Source organism: Paenibacillus sp. V4I5 (genome assembly GCF_030817255.1).
GTDB lineage: Bacteria > Bacillota > Bacilli > Paenibacillales > NBRC-103111 > Paenibacillus_E.
On record NZ_JAUSZB010000002.1, the window covers coordinates 314115 to 339054 of the forward strand.

The 24940-nt window shown below is 43.4% G+C and carries 25 protein-coding genes and 1 riboswitch; of the genes, 19 read left to right on the forward strand and 6 right to left on the reverse strand.

Going from position 1 to position 24940, the window contains the following annotated elements; all coding sequences use genetic code 11:
* Positions 1-11 precede the first annotated feature (11 nt).
* From QFZ78_RS03355 to QFZ78_RS03385, 8 genes are all read left to right on the forward strand, one after another.
* Positions 12-653 (forward strand): ThuA domain-containing protein, encoded by a 642-nt coding sequence (locus tag QFZ78_RS03355; RefSeq protein ID WP_307545349.1) that lies wholly within the window; start codon positions 12-14, stop codon positions 651-653.
* 44 nt (positions 654-697) lie between these two features.
* Positions 698-1888: an alanyl-tRNA editing protein gene (locus tag QFZ78_RS03360; RefSeq protein WP_307545351.1), complete on the forward strand. Its 1191-nt coding sequence runs from the start codon at positions 698-700 to the stop codon at positions 1886-1888.
* A 170-nt stretch (positions 1889-2058) separates the two neighbouring features.
* Positions 2059-2139: riboswitch (cyclic di-GMP riboswitch) on the forward strand.
* Between the two features lie 160 nt (positions 2140-2299).
* Positions 2300-2383, forward strand: a complete 84-nt coding sequence (locus QFZ78_RS38350) for a putative holin-like toxin (protein WP_367618672.1) — start codon at positions 2300-2302, stop codon at positions 2381-2383.
* 247 nt (positions 2384-2630) lie between these two features.
* Positions 2631-3593 carry a S8 family peptidase gene (locus QFZ78_RS03365; protein WP_307545353.1) on the forward strand — a complete coding sequence of 321 codons (963 nt, stop codon included), beginning with the start codon at positions 2631-2633 and terminating at the stop codon, positions 3591-3593.
* Between the two features lie 154 nt (positions 3594-3747).
* Positions 3748-3912 carry a YozQ family protein gene (locus QFZ78_RS03370; RefSeq protein WP_307545356.1) on the forward strand — a complete coding sequence of 55 codons (165 nt, stop codon included), beginning with the start codon at positions 3748-3750 and terminating at the stop codon, positions 3910-3912.
* 61 nt (positions 3913-3973) lie between these two features.
* On the forward strand, positions 3974-4330 hold the full coding sequence (gene ymzB / locus QFZ78_RS03375; protein WP_307545358.1) for a protein YmzB: 357 nt from the start codon (positions 3974-3976) through the stop codon (positions 4328-4330).
* 104 nt (positions 4331-4434) lie between these two features.
* On the forward strand, positions 4435-5127 hold the full coding sequence (locus QFZ78_RS03380) for a DUF7002 family protein (protein WP_307545360.1): 693 nt from the start codon (positions 4435-4437) through the stop codon (positions 5125-5127).
* A gap of 188 nt (positions 5128-5315) precedes the next feature.
* Positions 5316-5813, forward strand: coding sequence for a DinB family protein (locus QFZ78_RS03385; protein ID WP_307545362.1), 498 nt, complete (start codon positions 5316-5318; stop codon positions 5811-5813).
* 132 nt (positions 5814-5945) lie between these two features.
* On the opposite strand, the gene QFZ78_RS03390 is transcribed toward QFZ78_RS03385, so the two are convergent.
* A complete protein-coding gene (locus tag QFZ78_RS03390) occupies positions 5946-7202 on the reverse strand; it encodes a sensor histidine kinase (protein ID WP_307545364.1) in 1257 nt (418 codons plus the stop codon).
* A gap of 225 nt (positions 7203-7427) precedes the next feature.
* Between QFZ78_RS03390 and QFZ78_RS03395 the strand changes: the two genes are divergently transcribed.
* The 4 genes from QFZ78_RS03395 (at position 7428) to QFZ78_RS03410 (ending at position 11671) form a co-directional block, all read left to right on the forward strand.
* Complete coding sequence (locus QFZ78_RS03395) at positions 7428-9140, forward strand: spore germination protein (RefSeq protein WP_307555454.1); 1713 nt, start codon at positions 7428-7430, stop codon at positions 9138-9140.
* On the forward strand, positions 9088-10209 hold the full coding sequence (locus QFZ78_RS03400) for a GerAB/ArcD/ProY family transporter (protein WP_307545366.1): 1122 nt from the start codon (positions 9088-9090) through the stop codon (positions 10207-10209). The genes QFZ78_RS03395 and QFZ78_RS03400 overlap by 53 nt, the downstream gene beginning before the upstream one ends.
* Entirely contained in the window at positions 10181-11404 is a 1224-nt protein-coding gene (locus QFZ78_RS03405) for a Ger(x)C family spore germination protein (protein WP_307545368.1), read from the forward strand. The genes QFZ78_RS03400 and QFZ78_RS03405 overlap by 29 nt, the downstream gene beginning before the upstream one ends.
* 66 nt (positions 11405-11470) lie before the next feature.
* Positions 11471-11671 (forward strand): CLC_0170 family protein, encoded by a 201-nt coding sequence (locus tag QFZ78_RS03410; protein ID WP_307545370.1) that lies wholly within the window; start codon positions 11471-11473, stop codon positions 11669-11671.
* An 85-nt stretch (positions 11672-11756) separates the two neighbouring features.
* On the opposite strand, the gene fabF is transcribed toward QFZ78_RS03410, so the two are convergent.
* Complete coding sequence (gene fabF, locus QFZ78_RS03415; RefSeq protein ID WP_307545372.1) at positions 11757-12992, reverse strand: beta-ketoacyl-ACP synthase II; 1236 nt, start codon at positions 12990-12992, stop codon at positions 11757-11759.
* Positions 12993-13109: 117 nt separating this feature from the next.
* On the opposite strand from fabF, the gene QFZ78_RS03420 reads away from it, so the two are divergent.
* From QFZ78_RS03420 to QFZ78_RS03435, 4 genes are all read left to right on the forward strand, one after another.
* The gene (locus tag QFZ78_RS03420) at positions 13110-13964 is read left to right on the forward strand and encodes a helix-turn-helix transcriptional regulator (RefSeq protein WP_307545374.1); all 855 of its coding nucleotides are present in this window, start codon (positions 13110-13112) and stop codon (positions 13962-13964) included.
* Between the two features lie 308 nt (positions 13965-14272).
* On the forward strand, positions 14273-15325 hold the full coding sequence (desA, locus tag QFZ78_RS03425; RefSeq protein WP_307545376.1) for a Delta(5) desaturase DesA: 1053 nt from the start codon (positions 14273-14275) through the stop codon (positions 15323-15325).
* Between the two features lie 78 nt (positions 15326-15403).
* Positions 15404-16540, forward strand: coding sequence for a sensor histidine kinase (locus QFZ78_RS03430; protein WP_307545378.1), 1137 nt, complete (start codon positions 15404-15406; stop codon positions 16538-16540).
* A complete protein-coding gene (locus tag QFZ78_RS03435; protein WP_029197103.1) occupies positions 16537-17136 on the forward strand; it encodes a response regulator transcription factor in 600 nt (199 codons plus the stop codon). The genes QFZ78_RS03430 and QFZ78_RS03435 overlap by 4 nt, the downstream gene beginning before the upstream one ends.
* Positions 17137-17210: 74 nt before the next feature.
* On the opposite strand, the gene QFZ78_RS03440 is transcribed toward QFZ78_RS03435, so the two are convergent.
* Positions 17211-17753, reverse strand: a complete 543-nt coding sequence (locus QFZ78_RS03440) for an NADPH-dependent FMN reductase (RefSeq protein WP_307545380.1) — start codon at positions 17751-17753, stop codon at positions 17211-17213.
* Between the two features lie 142 nt (positions 17754-17895).
* Positions 17896-18276, reverse strand: coding sequence for a hypothetical protein (locus QFZ78_RS03445; protein WP_307545382.1), 381 nt, complete (start codon positions 18274-18276; stop codon positions 17896-17898).
* A gap of 151 nt (positions 18277-18427) precedes the next feature.
* Here QFZ78_RS03445 and QFZ78_RS03450 point away from each other — a divergent pair, with 151 nt between their 5' ends.
* The 3 genes from QFZ78_RS03450 to QFZ78_RS03460 all read left to right on the forward strand — a co-directional run bounded on the left by QFZ78_RS03450 (position 18428) and on the right by QFZ78_RS03460 (position 21624).
* Entirely contained in the window at positions 18428-18769 is a 342-nt protein-coding gene (locus QFZ78_RS03450; protein WP_307555456.1) for a zinc ribbon domain-containing protein YjdM, read from the forward strand.
* A 274-nt stretch (positions 18770-19043) separates the two neighbouring features.
* Complete coding sequence (locus tag QFZ78_RS03455; RefSeq protein ID WP_307545385.1) at positions 19044-20024, forward strand: aldo/keto reductase; 981 nt, start codon at positions 19044-19046, stop codon at positions 20022-20024.
* 292 nt (positions 20025-20316) lie between these two features.
* Entirely contained in the window at positions 20317-21624 is a 1308-nt protein-coding gene (locus QFZ78_RS03460) for a hypothetical protein (RefSeq protein WP_307545387.1), read from the forward strand.
* Positions 21625-21669: 45 nt separating this feature from the next.
* Here QFZ78_RS03460 and QFZ78_RS03465 read toward each other — a convergent pair whose 3' ends face one another.
* A complete protein-coding gene (locus tag QFZ78_RS03465; RefSeq protein ID WP_307545389.1) occupies positions 21670-23190 on the reverse strand; it encodes a response regulator in 1521 nt (506 codons plus the stop codon).
* The gene (locus QFZ78_RS03470) at positions 23187-24914 is read right to left on the reverse strand and encodes a sensor histidine kinase (RefSeq protein ID WP_307545391.1); all 1728 of its coding nucleotides are present in this window, start codon (positions 24912-24914) and stop codon (positions 23187-23189) included. Before QFZ78_RS03470 ends, QFZ78_RS03465 begins: the two co-directional genes overlap by 4 nt.
* Between the last annotated feature and the right edge of the window lie 26 nt (positions 24915-24940).

Sequence of the window (24940 nt, forward strand, 5' to 3'; positions counted from 1 at the left end):
GAGAAGATCGCATGAGTGACAAAACGAATGTACTTTTGGTTGGTGACCATACAGATGCCCCATGGCATCCATTGGAACCTGCGAAGCAGGAGCTTACCAGGATTCTTGGCGAAGATTTTCTGATTACGAGTACGGAGGACTACAACAGTTTCACGAAATTGGATCGGAAACAATTTTCGCTTTGCATATCCTATACGGATTGCTGGAACCGAGATCTGTCACCGGAACGAACTTCAGGTATAATTCAATTTGTGGCAGGTGGAGGCGGCTTGCTTGTCATCCATAATGGCATTTCGGTTCAACGAAGCTACGAGCTGATCCAGATGATCGGCGCAAAATTTACTGGCCATCCCCCCTACCAGACTCTGGATTATTACGGATCTGTGGAGAATCATCCATTACTCGAGGGTGTAGAGGACTTCAGCATGGAGGAAGAGCCGTATATGTTCGATTTTGACCCTTTCACCAAGAAAACCGTTTTTCTAGAGTACGAATTTGATGGGAACAGGTATCCAGCAGCCTGGGAACAAGCCTACGGTCTTGGGAAAGTGATCTATTTACAACCCGGACATCATGCCCCTTCATTTAAACCGGAAGCTTACAGGCGTCTAGTGCTCAACAGCGCACGTTGGTTAAGTGCTAGTACTAAATGATAAATGCCTTTTCGTAATGGCAAGCAAGTAGAAAGGAAATCGTCATGTCTATAAAACTATATTACAATTCTGCTTATGTAACCGAATGGCAAACAGAGATACACCAAACGCTTGAAAGAGAAAATGGGTATTATGTCATCCTGAAGGAGACAGCTTTCTACCCACATGGGGGCGGACAGCCCTGCGATGTTGGGCATATTAACGGGATTCCTGTGCTTGATGTGATCAATGAAGACGATGAAGTGCTGCACAAGCTGGCACGACTGCCCGATGAGAGCAAGGTGACTTGCCAGATCGATTGGGAAAGAAGATTTGACCATATGCAGCAGCATAGTGGCCAGCACCTGCTCTCTGCGGTGTGCCGCGAACTCTATCAGGCCATGACGGTAAGCTTTCATTTGGGTAACGATTATGCCACGATCGATGTGGAGCAGCCAGAACTGACGTTGAACCAGCTTGCTTCAATTGAGAATGAAGTAAACCGGCAAATTTACCTGAACAACAGCATTGTTAGTTATTTTATAACCGAAGAAGAAGTAGCTCAACTGCAGTTAGTTAAACAGCCCAAAGTGACGGATCATATTCGAATTGTCGAGATAAAAGGCGTAGAATACAACGCTTGCGGTGGGACACATGTCTCATCAACGGGCGAAATTGGCATGATTAAGCTGCTGAAAGCAGAAAAACAAAAGGGAAACACTCGGATTTACTTCTTGTGCGGATACCGCGCCTTGAAAGAGTTTAATGAAAGCCAGCGGATTTTGGGTGTCTTGTCATCCAAATTCAACACCGGTAAAGACGAGATTATCGACCGGATTGAGAAGTGGGAAATTGAACAGAAGCAGCTTCAGGCTGAACTGGTTGCTCTCAAAGAAAGAAACAATGCTTATGTAGCGCAGGAGCTGTTATCAAGCCGCGAAGGCAACTTGATAGCAAGTGTGTTTGAGGACAAGACACTTAAAGATTTGCAAAGTCTGGCGGTGAAGCTAGCTTCAGAAAGTGATACTCCCGTATTGCTCGCTACAGTTGCGGAGAACAAAGTTATTCTTGCTAACAACAGTAGTTCTCCACTTTCGTGCGGTGCTTTCTTCAAAGAATATGTAGGGAAATACAATGGGAAAGGCGGAGGTAGCGATATCATCGCGCAGGCGGGGTTCCAGACCTGGGAGGAAGCCTTTACTTTCTATGAGTTCACAAGACAGCAGGTTACTGAGAATTTAAGGGCGGAGAAGTAGAATACATTGCTTTCGAACTAGTTGAATGACGATTTTCTATGATCCGGTGTATTTCCTGATTAAGTTCGACAAATTTGTTGTATGCACTTACAATCTATAATGTGTCTAACTCCCTATATTCTTATATAATAATTAGGCATATAATAGATTTACAGTATATAGAAGTCTACCCACGATAATGGCAAAACCGTTTAAAGGCGGTGACGCAAAGCTAGAGGGGCTAAGGGAAACTATGCCAGCCAGCTATCACATGAGGGTAGGCTTTTTCTGTCCCAAAAACATCCTTGGGTACTGTTAGCAGGATGGTTTCGATCTTCTCACTTTTCTTTTTGTAGAACTTTTGTTAGATACTAGGCCACCCGGATCTCCCTTTCGTCAGGAAGGAGGAGGGTAAAGGTGAAACCAGATGAAATGATAAAGTTGATTCTACAATTTGGGAGTTTCCTCTTGGCATTGTTAACTTTTATAGCGTTAATCATTGTTAGAATACACTAAAAAACCTACCCCTTCGCCGCTAAAACGATCAGGTAGGTGTGTATGAACCATTAGCCCCAGGAGGTCCCAAAAGCCAATGTATCTAAAAAACAGGAGTGTTGGTAGCACTCTTGTTTTTTTTAGCAAATTACAACGATATGTTAAAAATGTTCTCCCAAATAATAGCATAGAGATAACCCGTCGATCAACATCAAATTTGAATGAATCAAAGCTTTATTATTTTAATCCTAATTAGGAGGTAATTAAAATGGAGCGACAAGTGCGTGTGATTCCGTTTCAAGTTCTTGAGAAGATTGAACAGGTCAATGAAATTCCAACCGGAGTGGAAATGATTCAGGCTCCAAAGATCTGGGATCAAACACGAGGGAAGGGAATAACGGTTGCCATACTGGATACCGGGTGTGATATCACCCACCCTGACTTAAAAGAACGAATAGTCGGCGGAATTAACTTTACGAATGACGATGAAGGCAAGATAGATGTATACAAGGATTACAATGGTCATGGCACGCATGTTGCCGGAACCATCGCTGCGACCAAAAACAATAATGGTGTTGTCGGAGTAGCTCCTGAAGCTAATTTGCTTATTATTAAAGTTCTTGATAAAAATGGTTCTGGTCAGTACGATTGGATAATTAACGGCATTAACTATGCGATCGAACATAAAGTGGATATTATTTCCATGTCTCTAGGCGGTCCAGAAAATCTTCCTGCGTTACACGAAGCCATTCAAAAAGCCGTAGCTGCCAACATTGTTGTGATTTGTGCGGCAGGTAATCAAGGTGACGGGGTTGATTCAACAGACGAGTTTGACTATCCAGGTTGTTATAACGAAGTCATTAGCGTAGGTGCAATTGACTTGGAGAGACGCTCTTCCAATTTTTCGAATTCGAACAATGAAGTCGATTTAGTTGGCCCTGGGGAGAAAATTTTATCAACCTATTTAAACGGAGCCTATGCTACATTAAGCGGAACTTCTATGGCAACTCCACATGTCGCCGGAGCAATGGCGTTAATCAAAGTACTTGTGAATGAAGGCTTCGAGCGAAATCTCACAGAGCGTGAGCTGTATGCTCAATTAATAAAGCGAACCGTACCCTTAGGGAATTCTCCAAAACTTGAAGGCAATGGGCTTGTCTATTTAAATGTAATGGACGAGCTATCCGAAGTATTTAATCCCAAATTCGTCGCTAAATTACTGAGCTTATGATGAATAACCTTGAATTGCAAGGGAACCGGAATCCGTTTATTGATTTTCCATACTTAGCAGAAATACTTAAATAAGATATGCAAATATTAGAGAATAAGAACAGACTGAAAGTACAAACTATATTGGATATAGCAGGTAAATGGAGGTGAGTGCATTGAAAAATGATAAGGATTCTCGTGACAAAAAATTAGAAGGCAGTTCACTTACGCATGAACAGCTTTCGGATGTGTATGCAGCGGGGACGAGTGACGGTATACACCAGCTTGCAGAAGGGAAGGTCAAAATAACGGACGAACCTTTTGATTCTCGGCAAAAATAACAAGAAGCCTTGACCGCTTGCCGGTTAAGGCTTCTAAATCATAAAAGTAGGGGAGAACACTATGGAGGAAATAACAGCACAAGAAGTTTGCAATTGGTTGGAAGGCCAAATAGGAAATAGCTTGACGATTCAAAAGAAGGAACAGCAAGATATTGATCAGATTGAATTTGCACTAGATAACGTTGGTTTAATGGGAAGCTCTGAAACCTTTGACAGCTATATATTGCCACAGACGATTGTACTACGTGGTAATGGAAGCATTGAGACGGAGGAGGGTCAAATGCAAAAGCTTCCCGAAGATGTTTATGAAATACCATTTATCGGTATCATTCAAGGGATTCAAAATGAAAATGGGCTGATGCTTCAAACTGAGCGTGCCTATTACTCCATTTCTCAGTTAAATCCTCAAAACACTTAACTATCTTAATTGTTTCCTTTACCTAATTACGAATATTAATAAGCACCCGGGATGCCGCAAAAATAATTGCGGCTTTTCTCGATTCTATTTAGAGGAGCAAGACGATGAGTGATGCTGTTGTAAATACAATAACAAAAGCAAAAAGCAGAAAGCACTTATTCCATTTTACAAGAGTAAAGAACTTACCGGTTATTGCTCATCTCGACCAGCTATTGTCCAGTAATAAAATAAATCCCATCTCCACAGGTGACCGCCGATTAAAGCCTGAGAAAGTGAGTTATCATGAATATTCGATAACACTAAATGCTCATCTTAGGATAGCTAACAGCATGATAGATGCGGCAACCACACTGGAACAATTCCGGGCTTGTTTGGACAGGCATGTGTTTTTTTGGCCCACATTAAGGGATTGTAAGAAAATGATGGACACCTATGTACGAAGAGAACCGGATGAAGAGTTTGCTGTTTTGGAATTTGACGCGTACGCATTGTTATCCGAGCATTATTACAATGTGAAGTTATCTAAATACGATTCAGGGAGCTCGCCGCGATTTCCAACTCGATGTTTCTACAAGAAGAGCTTGGATATGTTTCTGCCTTTAGATGAATTCAAGATCGTATTGAATAACTTAGTGCCTGCAAAGGCGTCCGAAATACGAGAGATATTAATTGAAGGCCAAGTTAACAGAGTATCTAAGTATTTGCAATCCGTTTACGTCAATAAATGTGAAGATGTACCCGAGAGATGGAGGAATTTGACGCTGCCTCTATCAGATTTGGTGCTTCGCAAATCATGATGTAAGCTATTCAGGAAATCGTCCAAAGCATAGAAGGTAAACCCCGTTCTTTTTTTGGAAATACTGTAACATCTTAAACTCAATTTTACTAGTTACTTGACCTCCATAATATTCCATGGTAAATTACAAGTGTAACTTGTTAATCCGTTTTAGATGACTACATATGCGTAATTTAAGGAGGATATGAAATGAATAAAGTCGAGCTTTTGCTTCACGGATGGGATAGCTGTTATGAGAAGGAAGACTGGTATCCGCCACTTGCTGATGCGCTTAAAGAGTTGACCGCAGAGCAAGCCAATTGGCGGCCTAAGGGCGAACATGTCAACACGATCTGGGAAAATGTCCATCATCTGATTTTTTATAAAGAACGATTATTGAAAAGAATGACGGGTGAAGAATCCGATTATCCTGAGGAACTGACCAATGACGATACTTTTGCCGTGCTGTCAATGTCGACTGAGGATTGGCAAGAAACCTTGGACCGTTTGCAATCCGTTCATCAGGGAATTCGTGATCGGATCGCAAGCTGGAAAGAGGAAGAATTCGAACACATTTTCCCCAATCGATCTCACTCCGTTGGCCGATGGGTGAATAGCCTCATCATGCATGACGCTTATCACACGGGACAGATCATGTTCATTCGCAAACTGCAGGGGTCTTGGCCAGCTCGTCGTTCTTTTGACTAGTGGGGTTAGGACTAGTTCCTAAGTCAGGTCCATTGATTGAGTAGACGAAGCCATATTGTGGAATGAAAAAAAGACACCCCGGGTGTCTTTTTTCTTGTTTATCTCGAACTTTAAGACGAATAAAGAGAGTAGTCAGTTGGTTAAAGGTAAAGAGATAACGAATTCTGTTCCTTTTCCTAGTATACTTCGAACATTTACAGTACCGTTCATCGAACGGATTAATTGATAAGAAAATGTTAGTCCTACTCCTGTACCTTTGCTTTTAGTTGAAAAATAAATGGTGCCAAGCCGCTCAAGCTGCTCGCTGCTCATGCCGACCCCGTTATCATGTATGGTTATCTTTGCATAGAGTTGGGATTCGGGGGTCATACGAATGACGACTTTTCCTCTTGAGATATAAGAGCAAGCCTCAACGGCATTTTTTATAAAATTAATGAGTAGTTGTTTGATTTCATTTGGATTCGCAGATATATAAAGTTCTTGCCCCTCATTGTGCAGCTCTAATGTGACGCTATTCATGTTAGCGTATGGTGTCATGATATCTATAACGGAGTTCAATTGCGGAACAAGATCCATTTGTTCATAATTAGGAGTACTAGGTTTAGCTATGGATAGATATTCGGAAAGAATAACTTCCGTCCGCTTCGTCTCTTCAACACAAATATCAATATAATAGTTAGTTTTCTCTTTTGAGATAGAATCATTACGAATTAATTTCAAGAATCCCATTACAGCTGTAAGTGGATTGCGCACTTCATGGGCAAGGGAGGCGGCAACGTGAGCGATGGTTTCAACTTTTTCGTTTTGAAGATATTTCTGGAAAAGCTGCTTATCCGAAACAGCCTTATTGAAAAGGGAAATCAATAACCAAATACCCAAGAAATTTTGTACGGGCATAGCTAGGATATTAAACGTCAAGTTCTCGACTATATATTTACGTTCAGTTACATACATTACACAAATAGGGATAACGGAAAAGCTTAACCCAGCTAGGAAAGTTATTAGGTTTCGGTACTCGGAGCGTCTGCGATATAAGATGGCTAACAGGACAGATAAGTTGAATGAAATCACAAGAATAATCATCGCTGAAAAAAGTCCTTGTCCGCCAATTAGTACTCGGTACAATACAAACTCAACAAGCAAAATAAGTCCAGTAGTCATGCCGCCGTATACCATTCCGAAAAACATGATCACGTAACGGATATCAAAAATGATTCCGTTCTGCACGCTAGAATGAAAGGTCATGGACATAAAAAGGCAAATCATACACGTAATATTGATAAACCGTTTTGAATAGTTTGCGGTTTTATCATGGTAGTAGATGTTATAGAGAACAAAGGGAGTTAGGGCGAACAGTAATTGCAGCAAAACATCTTTTATATAAAGCATAATGGCCCCCTCGCCAGTCCGGAAATAATTTACCATACAGTTATTCGATGTATCTGTGGAAACTTCCTCTTTGGGGTTACGGTAAGAAAGGCTCTTCAGGACTGATTACCTATTCTCATGTATATTATTGGGAAAATGGATAAAAATACGGAGAAGGAAATGAAAGGGAATCAGGAAGAATAGATCATCTTGGGACTGTTTTCAGGAGGCGGTGTTAGCGTGGCTATGTGGCAATGGTATAAACGAAGGTCTATAAAAGTATCTCAAAGCCAGCAACCTCGTATGATTCCGCCGAAGGAGCCGCCTGTTCATCAGGTTTTGGAGGAAAATGAAGAAGGGAAAATCCCTCTACTTCTCGAAGAGACGATTTCATTCGTTGATAAAATACTTGGTGAAAACGACGATTTTGTTATGCACCGGTTTCGTATATTTGATCAGTACCCGGCTGTGCTTTTGTATTTCTCCGATTTAATTGAGAAGCAGTATTTGAATGAGCACATTTTAAAACCGCTGATGTTATCGTCGACTAACAGGCAGGGGAAAGCGAAGGTAAACCGGCCTTTAAAGGATGTATTATTTGCAGATACGCTGTATGCCTGTGAAGGAAGAGAAGAAAGACATTTATCTGAGGTTATCCAAGCCATTGTACAAGGAGAAACGGTTCTTGTAGTGGACGGGTTGGAGGAAGCGCTGCTTTTCAGTACACGAAATGTGGACAAGCGCTCGATCACACAACCTGAAACGGAGCAGGTCATCCGCGGAGCACGAGAAGGATTCATCGAAATGTTGGGTACGAACCTTTCTCTGCTTCGCTATCGCCTTCCGACACCGGATTTACGAGTAAAAACACTTCGGATAGGGCGTGTAACCAAATCCAAAGTAGCTATCTGTTACTTGGATGGGATTGTCAATCCCCAACTTGTTGAAGAGGTGTTCAGACGATTAGCGTTGATAGACATTGATGGCATTCTTGATGTTGGTTACTTGGAACAGTTTATTGAAGATAATCATCTATCCCCGTTCCCGCAAATTCAAAATACGGAACGCCCGGATAAGGCTGTCGCCAATCTACTGGAAGGCAGGGTTATCCTGCTGGTCGATGGTTCCCCCTTTGCTCTCATATTACCGACTGTGTTCAGCCAGTTTTACCAAACGGTCGAAGATTACTCGGAACGATTTCTACTGGTTAGCTTTATACGGTTAGCGCGACTGGTAGCTCTTATTTTTTCTTTGATTTTCCCTTCGTTATATGTGGCCTTGATTTCTTTTAATCCGGAGCTCATACCCACAGAGTTTGCCGTGGCCGTTGCCGGTGGGAGAGCTGGGGTGCCTTTTCCATCACTAATTGAAGTTCTGGTCATGGAGGTTTCCATGGAGGTGCTGAGGGAGGCGACTCTGCGGCTGCCGCAGCAAGTTGGGGGAGCGCTATCGATTGTCGGTGTGCTAGTCGTTGGACAAGCAGCGGTTGCTGCTGGATTCATCAGTCCTATTACGGTCGTAATCATCGCTTTAACAACGATTGGTTCTTTTGCCACACCGGCATACAACGCGGCATTGGCGTTAAGGATGCTGCGCTTTCCGCTTGTGATTTTGGCCGGTATGTTTGGCTTGTATGGTGTGATGATCGGGCTTATCCTGATCGCCAACCATATGCTCTCATTAAAATCGTTCGGGGTACCTTACTTGAGTCCGATTGTTCCTGGAAATTTCCAAGGGATGAAGGATACATTGGCTCGGCTGCCACTCTGGTCCATGCCAAAGAGACCGGCACTCTTGCATACACCGAATGATAGCCGTCTAGGATTGAAAACGAAGGAATTGAAGCATCCGCCAAGCAATACCTTAGATCCATTGAAAGTAGGGAATACAAGGAGGGACATAGAAGATGGAGTATCCTCGTCAAGTAACGATGATTCAGGCGGCAATCGTTCTGATTAGTACGATTATCGGGGTAGGTGTTTTGGCGCTCTCGCTTTTTGCTGTGAGAGCTGCCGATTCAGGGGCGCCGCTAGTAACCTTTATAGGTATCTTAATCGGCTCTCTGGGGCTTTGGCTCGTTACCGTACTCGGCATGCGCTTTCCAACTCAAACGATTATTCAATATAGTGAAGTTCTGATCGGCAAATGGACGGCTCGGGTATTTAGCGTCTTAATCATCGTTTTCTTTTCCGTACTTACAGCACTGGCATCGCGCGAATTTGGTGAAGTCGTAGTGACTTCCGTTTTAATGAAAACGCCGCTTGAGGTGACTGTTATTGTGATGCTGTTGTTAGCTGCGGTTTCCTCACGTGCTGACATGACGACCTTTACCTATTTCCATCATTTTTATTTCCCGCTTATTGTATTCCCACTTGTATTGATTGTCGTTCTATCGCTAAAAAATGCGCAATTGGTCAATTTATTGCCAATATGGGGGAATGAACCGAGTGGCATGTCCAAAGGAATTCTTACGATGGCTGCCTTATTTCAAGGATCTTTCGTTATGACCATCGTAATTCCTGCTATGCGTAAGCCGGATAGAGCGATGTTGGCAAGCTTAGTCGGCATGCTAATTTCGGGGGGACTCTACATGCTCATAGTAGTTGCTACTGTTGGCGTATTTGGAGCAGAGGAAATCAAAAATTTAGTTTGGCCTACCTTGGAATTAGCCAAAACCACATCACTGCCCGCTAACATCCTGGAGAGGTTGGATGGCGCCTTTCTCGCCGTATGGGTCACAGCGGTATTTACGACATTATTGTCAACCTATTACTTGGCTATTCACTTTTTAAGCCAACTATTTCATTTGCGTGATCACAAGCTGTTTTCATTTTTTCTCATTCCTTTCATCTATGTCATTGCCATGGTTCCCCAAAACCTGCTGCAGATGTATGGCATTATCCAAATTGTTGGTCGTTGGGGACTTGTCATCACGGTTGTCTATCCATTGGTTTTATTGGTCGTAGCCCTCATTCGCAAGAAAAAGAAGGGGAGTCGGGGTGATCAGCGTGTGGCGAAAACGGATTAAATTGATTTTTGTTTTCCTTTTGCTCGTACCTATGCTTACAGGATGCTGGGATCGTTTAGAAATCGAAGATCGAGCCGTTATTTTAGCCATTGCCATTGATGAGGCCAAACCGCAAGATGCGAATGAAAGCAGCAATGCAACGCAAATACTTAAAGATCCGAAGTCGAATAAAGGATTAATACGTATCACCGTACAAATTGCCGTTCCGGGACGCATTCCTTTGGGGACAGGAGGTACAGGAGGTGTTCCGGCCGGGCAAAAACCTGTCTGGGTGCTGAGCAGCGTTGGGAGTACCATCAACGATTCTTTGATGAATCTGCAGCAGCAATTGGCGGATCGCTTGTTTTTCGGTCATTTACGTGTAATCGTGGTGTCAGAAGCAATGGCAAGAAGGGGGATCGAAAATGAGAAAGATTTCTTCCGTCGTCAGCCCCAGGTAAGAAGAACAGTTTGGATGGTTGTGTCCAAAGGGAAAGCTTCTGATATTATGAGTGCGACTCCGCAATTGGAGCGTGTTCCCACTTTATATCTAGTGGCCACTCTAGACCGTGCTAAGGAAATGGGTAAACTGCCAAATAATTTCTTAGGCGTTTTCTATAGTGCTAGTTCGGCTAAAGGACAGGAAGGATCTCTCCCTTATCTGGATTTGAAGAAAGAATCTAACATTGAAATTGCCGGATTGGCTTATTTTAAAGGTGATAAAATGGAGGGAATCACTACGCCTCTACAAATCGGTCACTTTATGGCAATGAAGCAAATCAATCCTGGAGGATACAGCGTCATCTCACAGATACCCGGATCAGAAACCCTTGTCATGTTTCAATCTACTCATCGTAAAGCGAAAATTACTACGGAGATCATAAACGGTAAAATTCATGCCACAGTTGTAAGTCAAATAGAAGGAGATTTACGGGAAAAATCAGATGAAAATTTGACGTTAACGAAGGAAACAATTCGAAAATTAGAGCAAAACATAGAAAAGGAGGGGAAAATAGGGTTCCTAAAATTAATTCACCAGACCCAAAAGGACGGCTGCGACATCTTCGGTTTCGGGGAAGACGTGCGTGCTTTACATCCTTACTATTGGAATAAGGCAATTAAAAGTAAGCAGAAGTGGCAAGAAATGTATCGTGAAATGTCTGTTGATGTAAAACTAAGTATCAATATTCGACGAATCGGCACGAAAACGAAATAATCCGTTAAAGAATGGTTTCATGCTATCAGTTTTATGACCGCGGCTCGGGTGAGGAGGGGTTAGACAATGATTACCTTTAACTATTACACGGTTTTGTTATTACTAATCTCTGGGATCCTCATTTTATGTTTCGATGTTCGAATCTATGTGAAGGCTAATATGATCAAAGAAAAAAAAGGTGCCCTTATTACAGGGTGGCTCAGTATAGCCCTCGCTTTCATCTCATTTTGCAGCTACTATATTTATGAGAGATGGTTCTGGAATTAGAAATTTAATGGGATAAACCTAATCCATTTAGCATTTGCTGAACGGATTAGGTTTATTTTGTAAGCGAGTAAAAGGAAGAGATTAATTATTCGTGTTTTTTGAAAATGAGGACGGCGTTATGCCCGCCAAATCCGAATGAGCTGGATAAACCGTAACGTAGTTCAGCTCGTCTTGCAACGTGTGGAACATAATCAAGATCGCACCCAGGATCTGGATGATGCAGATTTATCGTAGGCGGGATTAGGCCGTCCTGCAAGGTCTTGATCAGCGCGACGGCTTCTACACCGCCGGCTGCGCCAAGCATATGGCCGAGCATGGACTTGTTTGCGCTGATTGGCACGTTATACGCACCGCGACCAAGCAGCCGCTTGATGGCGAGCGTCTCTGAGAGATCGCCAGCGATCGTGCTCGTCGCGTGTGCGTTGATCGTGTCGATCTCCGCCGCCGCTATTCCGGCGTCGAATATCGCTTCGCGCATGGCTCGGTAAGCCCCCAAGCCTTCAGGATCGGTCGCCACGATGTGGTAGGCGTCCGAGGTTGATCCATAGCCGACGAGCTCGGCATGGATCCGCGCCCCTCGTCGCTCGGCATGCTCGAGCGACTCCAGCACGAGCACGCCGGCGCCTTCGGCGGTGACGAAGCCGTCCCGCTCCGCGTCGAACGGGCGGCTTGCCTGCTCCGGCGCGTCACAGCGCGTCGACAGCGCCGTCGCATTGCCGAAGCCAGCCAGCGCGAGGTCGGTGACCGTCGCTTCGGCGCCACCGGCAATGACGGCGTCTGCGCCTCCGCGCTGGATAAGCTTGAAAGCTTCGCCAATGGCGTTATTTCCCGTGGCGCAAGCGGTCACTGGAGCTAGGGAGGGGCCCTTGGCACCGAACAAGATACTGACCTGTGCCGCCGCCATATTGGCGATCATCATGGGTACAACGGTCGGACTCACGCGGCTTGGTCCGCGGGTTAGTAACGTACGATAATTGTCCAGAATCGTCTGAATGCCGCCAATACCAGAGCCAATATAGACGCCTATACGTTCCTCATTCGTGGAGTCAATAACTAAAGCTGCATCATCAAGAGCCTGCTTGGCCGCGGCAACTGCAAATTGGCAGTATCGGTCCATCCGGCGTACATCTCGCCGACCAACAGCTGCTTCAGCATCGAAATTTCGAACCACTCCAGCAAAGTTGGTTTTATAATCCGTTAGATCCATATGATCTATTTTGGTAATACCTGATTTACCATCCGTAAGATTCCCCCAAAACGTATCCACTTGATTCCCAATGGGTGTAATGACACCCATCCCTGTCACAACTACACGTTTCATTTGTTATTCCTCCTAATGGTTTTCTTTCTATTAGATTGTCACACTATTTATCCTATTACAAGTTAGGGTTTATACTGGTATAATAGCTTCTATGATAAATGGTAGGAGGATTAAGGCGTGGATACAAAGGAACGGTTGCAGGCGCTGTCAGAGTTTTTAACTACTCATCGTGCTAGAATCCAACCAAGTGAAGCTGGAGTACTGGGTGGGAGTCGTAGACGAACACCAGGCTTACGCAGAGAAGAAGTGGCGTCAATTGCAGGAGTCAGCACGACCTGGTATACCTGGTTAGAGCAGGGAAGAGATATCAAAATGTCCGTGCAAGTACTGGACCGTATCGCATTAGCTTTGCAGCTTAATGAGGATGAACGCCAGTATCTATTCATGCTGGCTCTGGAGCAGCCGGCACCGACCACATTTGTAGATAAGATACCTACGATCAGCCCAGCGTTAAGCAGAATCCTGACAGAACTTCACGATTGCCCTACGATTATTTCAGATCGCCGATGTAATATTGTTGGATGGAATCAAGCTGCCGCGGCTATATTCCTAGATTTTGCGATTATCCCTGTAGAACAAAGAAATATGATATGGCTGCTTTTTACACGTAAAGAATTGAAAGCACTGGCTGTAAACTGGAATGATTTTGTAAAGGGATTCTTGGCGATGTTTCGATCTTATTATGGGCAATATGTGGGAGATAACTGGTATAGTGAGTTCATCGAGCAGATCAGTGAGCAGAGCCAGGATTTTAGAGCTTTTTGGAACCAAAGTGATGTGAGTTCAGCCCCTGAAGTGTTCATTGAATTCAGGCATGCTAAAGTGGGGAAAATGCTGTTCGATTTGACAACGCTTCAAGTACAAGGGCGTACCGATTTGAGATGCAGTGTGTATACACCTTCTCCTGGTTCGGATACCGATTCGAAAGTGAGACTTTTGATGAGCAAACTAGAGGATCAGGACCATGACTAATGTGTTATAACAATTTGCTAAGTATATCGCGATAACGGTTGTTCAATGAATGGAAGAGGTGTTAAGAAAGCAGTAGAGAAGCTATCCGCGGGACTGCGTCTAAAGTTAGAATGTTGTGATCAGGTGCTGCTATTTCGTTATTTACGAAGTAGCGGCACTTTTTTTATATTGGACATGACATTTGTCATACCCGCTACTTGACGTTTATGACTACAACGAAATGAAAGCGATATCTATAATGAAGATAGGATATTGCGACTTACGTTTACAACATGACTCGCTTACCATACCCGAGGAGGAACTATTCGATGACCCAATCTACGCTATCCAATTTAAAAAAACAGGTTGCCCCTTATGAAAAATCAAGTACGAAGGCGAGTGTTAAGCAGCTAATCAACACCTTAGGACCTTTATTGCTGCTGTGGTATGCTGCGTATCTAAGCCTATCTGTCTCTTATTGGATAACATTACCGATTACGTTCATTGCTTCCGGGTTCGTTATACGGACATTTATCATTTTCCATGATTGTTGTCACCAATCATTCTTCAAAAGCCGCCGAGCTAACGAAATCATCGGTACGATAACGGGTATCCTTACGCTCTTTCCGTATCAACAATGGAAGAACAGTCATTCCATTCATCATGCAACGAGCAGTAACCTTGAGAAACGCGGCACAGGTGATATGTGGGTACTTACTGTCGAGGAATATGCGGCTTCTTCATTATGGCGCCGAGTTGCCTATCGATTATATCGGAATCCATTTATTATGTTCGGCCTTGGCCCCATCTTTTTATTCCTATTTACGAACCGTTTTAATACAAAAGGTGCGAAGCGTAAGGAAAGAATCAGTACTTACTTGACTAATGTTTCCATCATTATTCTATATGCATTTATGTGTTGGGCTATTGGATGGCAGTCGTTTGTTATGATCCAAGCTCCGCTCGTTTTCGTAGCCGGCTTGTTGGGGATTTGGTTGTTCTATGTACAGCATCAGTTTGAGGATTCCTACTTTGAGAACGAAGATGAGTGGAGTTATGTGAAAGCCGCGGTAGATGGAAGCTCTTATTACAAGCTGCCCAAGCTTTTGCAATGGATAACCGGAAATATTGGGTTTCATCATGTGCATCATTTGAGTCCGAAAGTGCCAAATTATAACTTGGAGAAGGCGCATAATGCAACACCTCCGCTGCAAAAAGCAACGACGATTACAATCAGCACGAGTCTACAATCATTACGTTTCCGTCTTTGGGACGAGCAAAACAAAACGTTTGTCGGTTATAATAAAAAACAGGTGCTCCCTAATCAAGATAAGCAAACTTCTTTGGGGAACAACATAAAAGTCCGTAAATCGGTCATTTAAGGATAATAATCCTGACTATTCATGTTTATGTTAAAATAGAATGAAATCAATGGTGAAGAAAAAGAGGGTTAAGAGACCATGCAAAAGTGGCATCAAATTTTTCACAAAAAAACAGGTCTTAGTCCGTATGTATGGGTTGTCTTTTACATCCTCCCTTTTTACTTCATATTTCGTTCTTCTGCCACTTACCAAATTGTCTTAGGCATCATTATGATTGTTGTATTCTTTATTTGCTACGTTCTTTCATTTATTTCAAAAGGCTGGCTCGTGTACTTTTGGTCGAGTGTACAAATTCTGATTTCAATCACTATGACTTTACTGTTTAGCTATGTATATTTCTCACTGTTTTTAGCCTTTTTTATTGGCAATATTCAAAATCGAGCCGGGTTTATTACGTTATACAGCATTCATCTAATAAGCACCATTGTAACGATCAACTATGGACTCGTATCCCAAAACCCGGTATATATTACGCAGCTGCCGTTCGTCATTATTAGTGTGATTGGTGTTGTTCTCCTTCCGGTTACTACTTACAACCGAAACAAGAGTGATAAACTGCAGGGACAGCTAGAGGACGCAAATAAACGAATTTCCGAGCTGGTAAAGCTGGAAGAACGCCAAAGAATCGCTCGCGACTTACACGATACACTAGGTCAGAAGCTCTCATTAATTGGCTTAAAGAGTGATTTGGCGGGGAAATTAATTAGCAAAAACCCGACTCAAGCACAAATTGAAATCAATGATGTTCGGCAGACGGCTAGAAGTGCATTAAAAGAAGTTCGAGAAATGGTTACTTCGATGCGGGGGACTAGACTCGAGGATGAGATGTTTCGCGTTAAGCAGATTTTAAAGGCAGCTGAAATCGACCTCATTTTGGAAGGGGACCCTCAGTTGACGAACACCTCCCTGATGAATGAGAATGTGGTAAGTATGTGCTTAAAAGAAGCCATTACTAATATTATTAAACATAGCAGCGCTTCTACCTGTTCGATCGCCATTGAGCCATCACAGACCGATTTGGTTATCAAGGTGGGGGACAATGGAGTCGGCATGGCCAGAGAATCTGTTGTTTTACTTGGAAATGGACTGCGCGGCATGAAAGAGCGGCTTGAGTTTGTGAACGGATGCATGGAAATTGTTTCGAACAATGGAACGACGATCGTTATCAAAGTGCCGAATGTCTTCAAACCACCGGAAAGGGAGGCGGGGATATGATTCGAATTGTAATTGCCGAGGACCAACGAATGCTGCTTGGCGCACTTGCTTCCTTGCTGGATTTGGAAGAAGATATGCAGGTCGTTGGGACAGCAAGCAATGGCGAGGATGCTGTGAGACTGGTTCATCTTCATAAGCCAGATATATGTATCATGGATATTGAGATGCCAGTAAAAAGCGGATTAGACGCGGCTGAGGAACTAAAGGGGTTTGGCTGCAAGGTTATGATCCTGACTACGTTTGCCCGTTCCGGATATTTTGAAAGGGCTGTGAAGGCTGGTGCCAACGGTTATTTGTTGAAAGATAGCCCCAGTGAGGAGCTCGCTACTTCAATTCGCAGTATCATGGCCGGCCGCCGCATCTATGCCTCAGAGTTAGTAGATGACGCATATGGTGAAGAGAATCCATTGACCGAGCGGGAGAAGGAAGTACTGATCCTTATCGCCGACGGTAAAAATACGAAGGAAATCGCCGATCAAATGTATATAACAACGGGAACCGTCCGTAACTACATTTCTGTAATCCTTGATAAACTCAATGTAAGCAATCGTATTGAGGCTATCATGCGTTTTAAAGAAAAGGGATGGTTCAAGTGACCACAGGGAGCTTCGAGAAATCGGAGCTCTTTTGATTTTTCATGAGAACAATCTTGATGGAGGGCAAATCTTAATTATGAACAAGCCTCTACAAGATTTTCAAGCAGGGATCTTAAACCATTCTCGGTTTTAGCATCAGTAATGACGCCTTCTTTATTAAGTTTTAAATTAATGTGGGGGATCATCATGGTTCCTCCCTCAACAATTTTGGCATTGATCATGTTCAGCGTTAGCAGAATGGAATCATGCGCCTTGTCGCCGCCCATTGGAGTGGGAGACGCTGTGACTACTGCTGTTGGTTTATTCATAAACTGACCTGAAGATACTAACCAGTCCAGTGCATTTTTCAAAACCCCTGGTACTCCATTCCCATACTCTGGTGTGCATATAAGAACGGCATCCGCTTCGTTAAGTCGTATGCGCAGATCTAGAACTGATTCAGGCCCGTCATCGACGTCAAGATCGGGGTTAAAATGTGGTAGATCACCTAAACCGTTATAGAAAGTAAAGATCAAATTTTCACGGGCTAGTCCTATAATAGCGTGCATAAGGGCTGTATTAGAAGACTTTTGGCGAAGACTTCCCGAAATAGCTAATACTTTTAATTTTTTTTCCATGCGAAATCAACCCATTTCCTTAGTAGTTTCCTTTATCTTACATTGTACAATAATCAAAAGTAAAACAACTCAAAACATAAAAAGAGCAGATGCTGCGGCAGCCTGCTCGTTGAAGAATTAATTTCAGTTAAAATAGGTTAAACTATTTTATTCTTATTAAGCTGCTTTGAAGTACTGTATCTCCTTCTTGAGGTGTAAAGGGCGCATTCGTAACACCAGTTACATTCGTTACTAACTTGCGATCATGATGCTGTGTAATGCGAACCTCATATTTAAACCTTACCTTTGACACGTCGGCAAACAAGAAAACCGATTTCCCCCCTGCAACCGTTACCGTACATTGTTTTGTGTTGCAAGGACTTACCTTCAAGGGAATCGGCGAACCAGTAGACCAATCAAATACTTGTACCGTTACCCTGCGGGAGCGCTCTCTATTAAAGTTAACGACATCGACAAGGGCAAACTTCGTTTTATTTGGCCTCCGCAAAATACCAGTTGATAATGTAACTGGCTTGGCAATCATCCTATCACTTCTCCTTCCTTTATTAATATAGTAAATGCAAAAGCTGCAAGTGTGCTTGTACATTTGTGCGTCCCGATGGGGGGAAAGGGTTGTTAATATGAGAAGACTATGGCAGTATATAAACATATAACGGATGGGGGAAATGAGATTAATGCTAGAATTGCCAAATTGCCCAAAATGTCATTCAGCGTACACGTATGAAGATGGGAATCTATTGATTTGCCCAGAATGCGCACATGAGTGGACTTTAGAATTGGAAACGGAAGATCGTGCCGATAACAAAATTGTTAAAGATGCCAATGGAAATGTCTTAAATGACGGTGATTCGGTTACAGTAATCAAGGATCTTAAAGTAAAAGGAAGTTCATCCGTCATAAAAATAGGTACAAAAGTTAAAAATATACGTTTGGTTGATGGAGATCATGATATTGATTGCAAAATTGATGATTTCGGTGCTATGAAATTAAAATCCGAATTTGTTAAAAAGGTATAAGCTTGAAAGTCGCGCTAGTCGCGGCTTTTTTTTATTTTTTCACCGCCTCGCGAGCGTGATGTATCTTGAAATTTCACAAAAATGTATGCTTATCAAAATAGTACTAACTTCTAGGTAAGTAGATCACCCGAAGCCAACTATGTTAAGGAAAAGTGCGTACTTCTGAAGCCACCCAGATTCAGGTATGATAATGAATGATGATGAGATGAACAAGTGAATGTCACTTCAAGATGGATACGAGCGTTGCTCTATAAAACTACTGGAGGAGATAATAATGAAATATACGTACTTAGGACGTTCGGGCTTAAAAGTCAGTAAATTGTGCCTGGGAACTATGAACTTTGGTGTCGATACAGAGGAAAAAGAAGCTTTTCGAATCATGGATGCGGCAATGGATGCTGGAATCAATTTTTTTGATACGGCAAATATTTATGGTTGGGGAGAGAACGCTGGGCGTACCGAGGAAATTATAGGTCGCTGGTTTGCACAAGGCGGCGGACGTAGAGAAAAAACGATCCTAGCTACGAAGTTCTATGGAGACATGCATGATGTGAACGACGGACCTAACCGCGAAGGCGGACTATCCGCTTACAAGCTTCGTCGTCACTTGGACGCGTCATTACGCCGCCTACAAACGGATCATATTGAGCTTTATCAAATGCACCATGTGGATCGCAACGTTTCTTGGGATGAGCTGTGGGAAGCTTTTCAAGTTCCCGTGTACCAAGGAAAGATCGGCTATGTAGGCTCTAGTAACTTTGCAGGTCGTGATTTGGTGAAAGCGCAGTATGAAGCCAAAGCTCGTCATCTTATTGGTCTTGTGTCCGAGCAGCACAAATACAGCCTGCTCTGCAGGCTGCCTGAACTTGAAGTACTGCCAGCTGCTCAGGAACTTGGAATTGGTGTAATAGCATGGAGTCCGCTAGATGGCGGTCTGTTAGGCGGCAACGCCCTGAAGCCAATTGAAGGCTCTAAACGAGCGAGTAACCCTGAAAGGGTAGAGAAGTTTCGTTCACAGCTGGAAGCTTTCTCAGCATTAAGTAAGGAACTTGGTGAGAGTGAAGCGAATGTAGCATTGGCTTGGACGTTAGCTCACCCCGCTATGACTGCACCGATTATAGGTCCGCGTACACTTGAACAATTTCAAAATACACTGCGTGTTGTTGATATTGTACTGGATGAATCTACGCTGCAGAAACTAGATGAAATCTTCCCTGGTCCAGGAGGAGCAGCTCCGCAGGCATATGCTTGGTAAAAAGGTAAGAAAAAAACCGTTTCACTCCTAATTTGAAATGCACCCCTTAGGATAGACATTGGAAAATCGATTCCGATGAATCTAAGGGGTGTATTTTTTATGCAAACATAAACCAGCTAAACGAGAAACGATCCGTTAAAAACCTTGACACATGTTGGTTTGTGGGGGGCAATGTGTTTGATTCCACAAAACAATAAAAATAAAAGTCTATAAACGTCATAATACCACATTATGTAGTATCGAATGAACATCTCTTAAGGAATCATTAACCCGACTATCAGGAGGAACTCTTTTGCTTCGATTGATTTTATTTTACCTGCCCATGGGAGCCTCTGCTTTGCTTGCCTCACTTACTCACGTCATCATCAGCGGGGTACTTGCCCGCTCGCCGCACCCTGATCTCACTATAAGCGGTTATGCGATTGCGCTTAGTTTGTCATTTATCCTAGAACAGGCTATCGCGCCACTCCGGCAAACCAGTGCCAAATACGTGAAGGATCAACACTCGTTTCGAGAGATGGTGCGTATGATCGTTACGATTGTTGGCATCATTGCCTTATTTAACGCTCTGATTGCATGGACGCCGCTTGGCCGGCTCTTGTTCCACTATGTTTTCGGGGCACAAGACGGCTTGTTGGATGCCACAGTCCATGCTTATCAAATCTTGATGTTCGTGAACGTGTTTTCCGCTGCCCGCAGCTTGTACCAAGGCATTATTATCCAGCATCTGTTGACCAAATGGATGACTATCGGCATTCTGATACGCTTATTCGTCATGGGCCTCATGTCTTGGGCAATGGTCTCCTGGAATCTAACTAACGACAGCAGGTACGGAGCGGTGTTGTTCTTGGCAGGGATGGCCATCGAGAGCGCGGTTGCTTGTTTCGAAGGTCATTCCCTTGCCAGACGGTTGCCTGACAAGCTGCCTTCCCATCCGATCAAGCGCTGGAAGCCGGATATATTCCCGTTTTACATGCCACTGCTGTATGGATCGATCGTTTCTATCGTCATCGGTCCAGCAACTAACGCGGCTATGAACCAAAGTCTTGATCCGATTCAGGCGATCGCCGCTTTTGCGGTTGCATCCAATCTAGCGGGACTGATTGCCGGATTCGCCAGCTTTTTACATCAAGCTGTGCTTAATTTCCATGAACAGCAGCCACGTCATGTACTCGTGTTGACAACAGCGCTCTCGATAATTTCTACGGCCCTTGTCGCTTCTCTAGCCTGGACGCCACTGGGTCACATGGTACTCGAGAAAGGGCTCGGCATTCACGGCGAACTGCTTCGCAACTGTACACTCATCTTGGGTGTGCTCATCATTAGATCGGCGGTCTATCCTTGGATCGACTATTTGAACGGACTTGCTATGTATCATGGCGTAAATAAGACGATCGCTTACAGCAAATTCGGCAATGTGATTTTATCAGTGACGTTACTTTTCCTACTGGTGGACTACAGTCCTGGGCTTAATGGGCTGATCGCTGGGATCACTAGTTCCGTCGTCGTCGTGTTCGAGCTCAGTTTATCCGTTTATTTGTTCCGTAAAGCTGTACAGCGGAAAACGATACTTACTTTCGATGCGGCGTCATTAAGCTGAAGGTCTCCAAATCCGGATATCGAAATGGAAGAGGCCTTAGGAAATTCATGTGGAAGAATGTCCAAGCCGGTATTGTCCGGGAGTGATGTTTTCGAATTTTTTAAACACTTTGAAAAAATGCCGCGGATTTTCATAACCTACAAGCTCGGCAATGGTATTGATCGGCCATTCCGGATTCTCGTGCATGATTTGCTTGGCTTTGGTAAGTCGAAACGTATGCAAGTAGTGAAGAAAGGTTAGTCCCATCTCTTTTCGAAACAACATGCTGATGTAATTGGGATGCATTTGCACATGATCTGCAACGGCATCTAGTGATAAATCCCGCTTGTAATTTTGTTCCACGAAAGCGATGATTTTATCGATTGCCTGTGTGTGCGGCTGTTGGCGATCGGTGCTGCGTGCATATCGAATTAGCTGTGCGATAATCTCCGATACACTGGCATTCTCATGCGGGGTGCTGCTGGGTGAAAATAGTTTGGTTGCCGCATGTTCACCCCAAATGGTCTCAGGCGTTAGGCCAACACTTTGCAAGTAGACACCAACACAAACAAGAAACTGCTCACGCAGCTTGTTATTGCAATCCGCATGGCCTGAGAAATGAGGGAGTATGGACTGGATATCCTTCTCGATCTGCTCGATAGTAATCTGTTGGGCTAGCGAATGTTCAATATATTGAACAAGATTATCATAGTCACTATGTATGTTCTCTGACTCTGGTCTATATATCGTCAAACTGCAATTTGAAAAGTACCGATTGAATAACATCGCAGCCATCGCTTCAATATACAGATCACGCAAGTTATCGTTATCGTTCTTCCTCATACTGACCCCTATGCAATATCCGCTGCCCTGTATCCTCTTCGTATCGAACAACTCGCCACATGCACGCTTAAACTCTTCGTGTGTCGGTTCATGCACACCGTTCACAATGAGGACAGTTTGCCTTAAGAAACGGGACTGGACGGTGTAAGTTTTCTTGCAAATGTGCGACAGAAGGGCACAAATAACTTCCAGACGATCGCCAGTCAAAAGGGGAACACTCTCGTATGCCTGAAATACAATGATCGACGTATATGGATCGGGTAGTAGGGTGTGCAGCTGCTCAGGCTTGAGCGGCATTTCCTCAATTGGCGTATTATAAAGGATATGTTCTTTGAGAAGCAGTAGGTCATGCTCGATGGTTTGCTGCTGTTCCTCCCGAATCGATTGCTCAACTTTCGTGAGTACAGTGAGTAGTTCTTCCTTATTAATGGGCTTCAACAAATAATCGATGACTTTATAGCGCAGAGCTTGTCTTGCATAGGAGAAATCGCCATAACCAGTTAAAATAACGAAACGATTGCAAACGTTCAGATTTTGAATTTCTTTAATAAGAGCGAGTCCGTCCATTTCCGGCATATGAATATCCGTAAGGATCAAGTCGGGCTGAAAATAGGTTAGCTTTTGGAGCGCATCAACGCCGTCGGCAGCGCCGACGATCTCGATAAACGATGTATTCGCTTTCTGGATCATGCGGATAATCCCGTTTAAAATGATAGGCTCATCATCGACAACCATCAGCTTCATTGTTTTGCCCCCTTAGCTAACTTGAGTATACATGTCGTCCCCTCGTAAAGCTTACTCTCCATTTGAATGCCAGAGCGTTCGCCAAAAAACATTTTTACGCGTTCGTTTACATTGAAAATACCAAGACCCCCGCCGCCCGTCTGCAAAAGATGGACATCCATTTTACCGTTTAAGACGGCTTGAATGAGACCTAGTCTTTCTTCGTCAATGCCTGCACCAGAATCCTCAACGGCAATGAACATAAACGCGGAATCTTCCCAAATGCGGATCGAAAGTGAGCCTTGTTTTCTTACATTCGCAATCCCGTGAACGATGCTGTTTTCAATAATTGGCTGCAGCATATAGTGGGGACAAATAAAGTTATCGATAACTGCGTTTATATCGAAAGATACTTGCAGCCGGTCACCCAGTCGAATTTGTTGGATTTTGATATAGTCTTTTACATTTTCTACTTCTTCCCTCAGGGAAGTCTCGCTTTTCGTTCCCGACAGGCTGTAGCGAAAAAGTTTGCCAAGCGTATAAGACATTTCAGCTGCTTCCGGGTCATCGTTCGCTTCCGCGATCATGCGAATCGATTCGAGGGTATTGTACAGGAAATGAGGTTTGATTTGCGCCTGCATCATGAGATAGGCTGATTCCTTTCGCAGCATTTCCGAGCGGTGTACGGTATTTACCAACTCATCCATGCGCCTAATCATCGCATTATAGGCGGAGGTCAGATGTCCGACCTCATCCTTATTAATTTCCCCGTGATAGAGTGGAAAATGATTTTCGTCAACTTGACGCATATGTTTGGAAAGCTTCAAAATTCGCTTCGTAATTGAACTGGCGATCAGGTAGTAGATGCCGGAGAGTAGTAATAAAAGGATGGACACCGTTAATACAAGTACGTATTTGTTTTTTTTGATGCCAATAAAGACGTCATCGACTTGCTCAATCATGACAAACTGCAGCTTAAGGCTTTCGGCATAAAACGATTCAATAAGCATTTTATTTCCGTTTACCTGTTGATACGAGTATTTTGCGTTCGATTGGAAGACATCGGCAAATAAGGCTTGTTCTGATTCCTGAGATAAGGGGATTTTTTCTACAAGTGAGATGACTTGATGATCCTGATCGAGCACATATAAATTGCTTCTGTTGTTCAAATTTAGCGATTCTAACAAAGGTTTAATTAATTTCGAAGTGACTTTGATATCGAGGAGACCGATATCCTGTTCAAAATTCCGGTTTCCAATTTTATGGACAAAATGTAGGTTAATGTCTGTACTCGACCCGTTGTTTATCGTAATCCATTTCCCAACACCAAGCGGGAGTTTTTTGATGCTCTCGTCCAGCTTGGACTCGTCCATCTTGGCCATTTCGGGCCGAAAAACCATGCCGTTCTGCTGCTCCATGTAAATAGTCATACTGTCGATTAGTCGATTGGATGACAAAATATAAGAGAATAGGGGTCTGATATAGGTTAAAAAATTAGAGACCTGATCGAAATCGGTCCGGTAGTTCCCACTTAAATAAGCAATGGTATTCGAGTTATTTTGAAACAATTGATAAGCGGATTCGATTTGCACCGTGCTAACATTTAAGTTGTTAAGCACCTGATTAACTATTTTCTGCCTGCCTTGCGCATATTCTTCGAGAAAACTGTTGTAATTCTGATTATACAGAAATAGGCCGAACGAAATAATCGGAATGAAGATGATGACGATATAGCCTATCGTCATTTTTTTCACAATCGACAAGTTTTGAA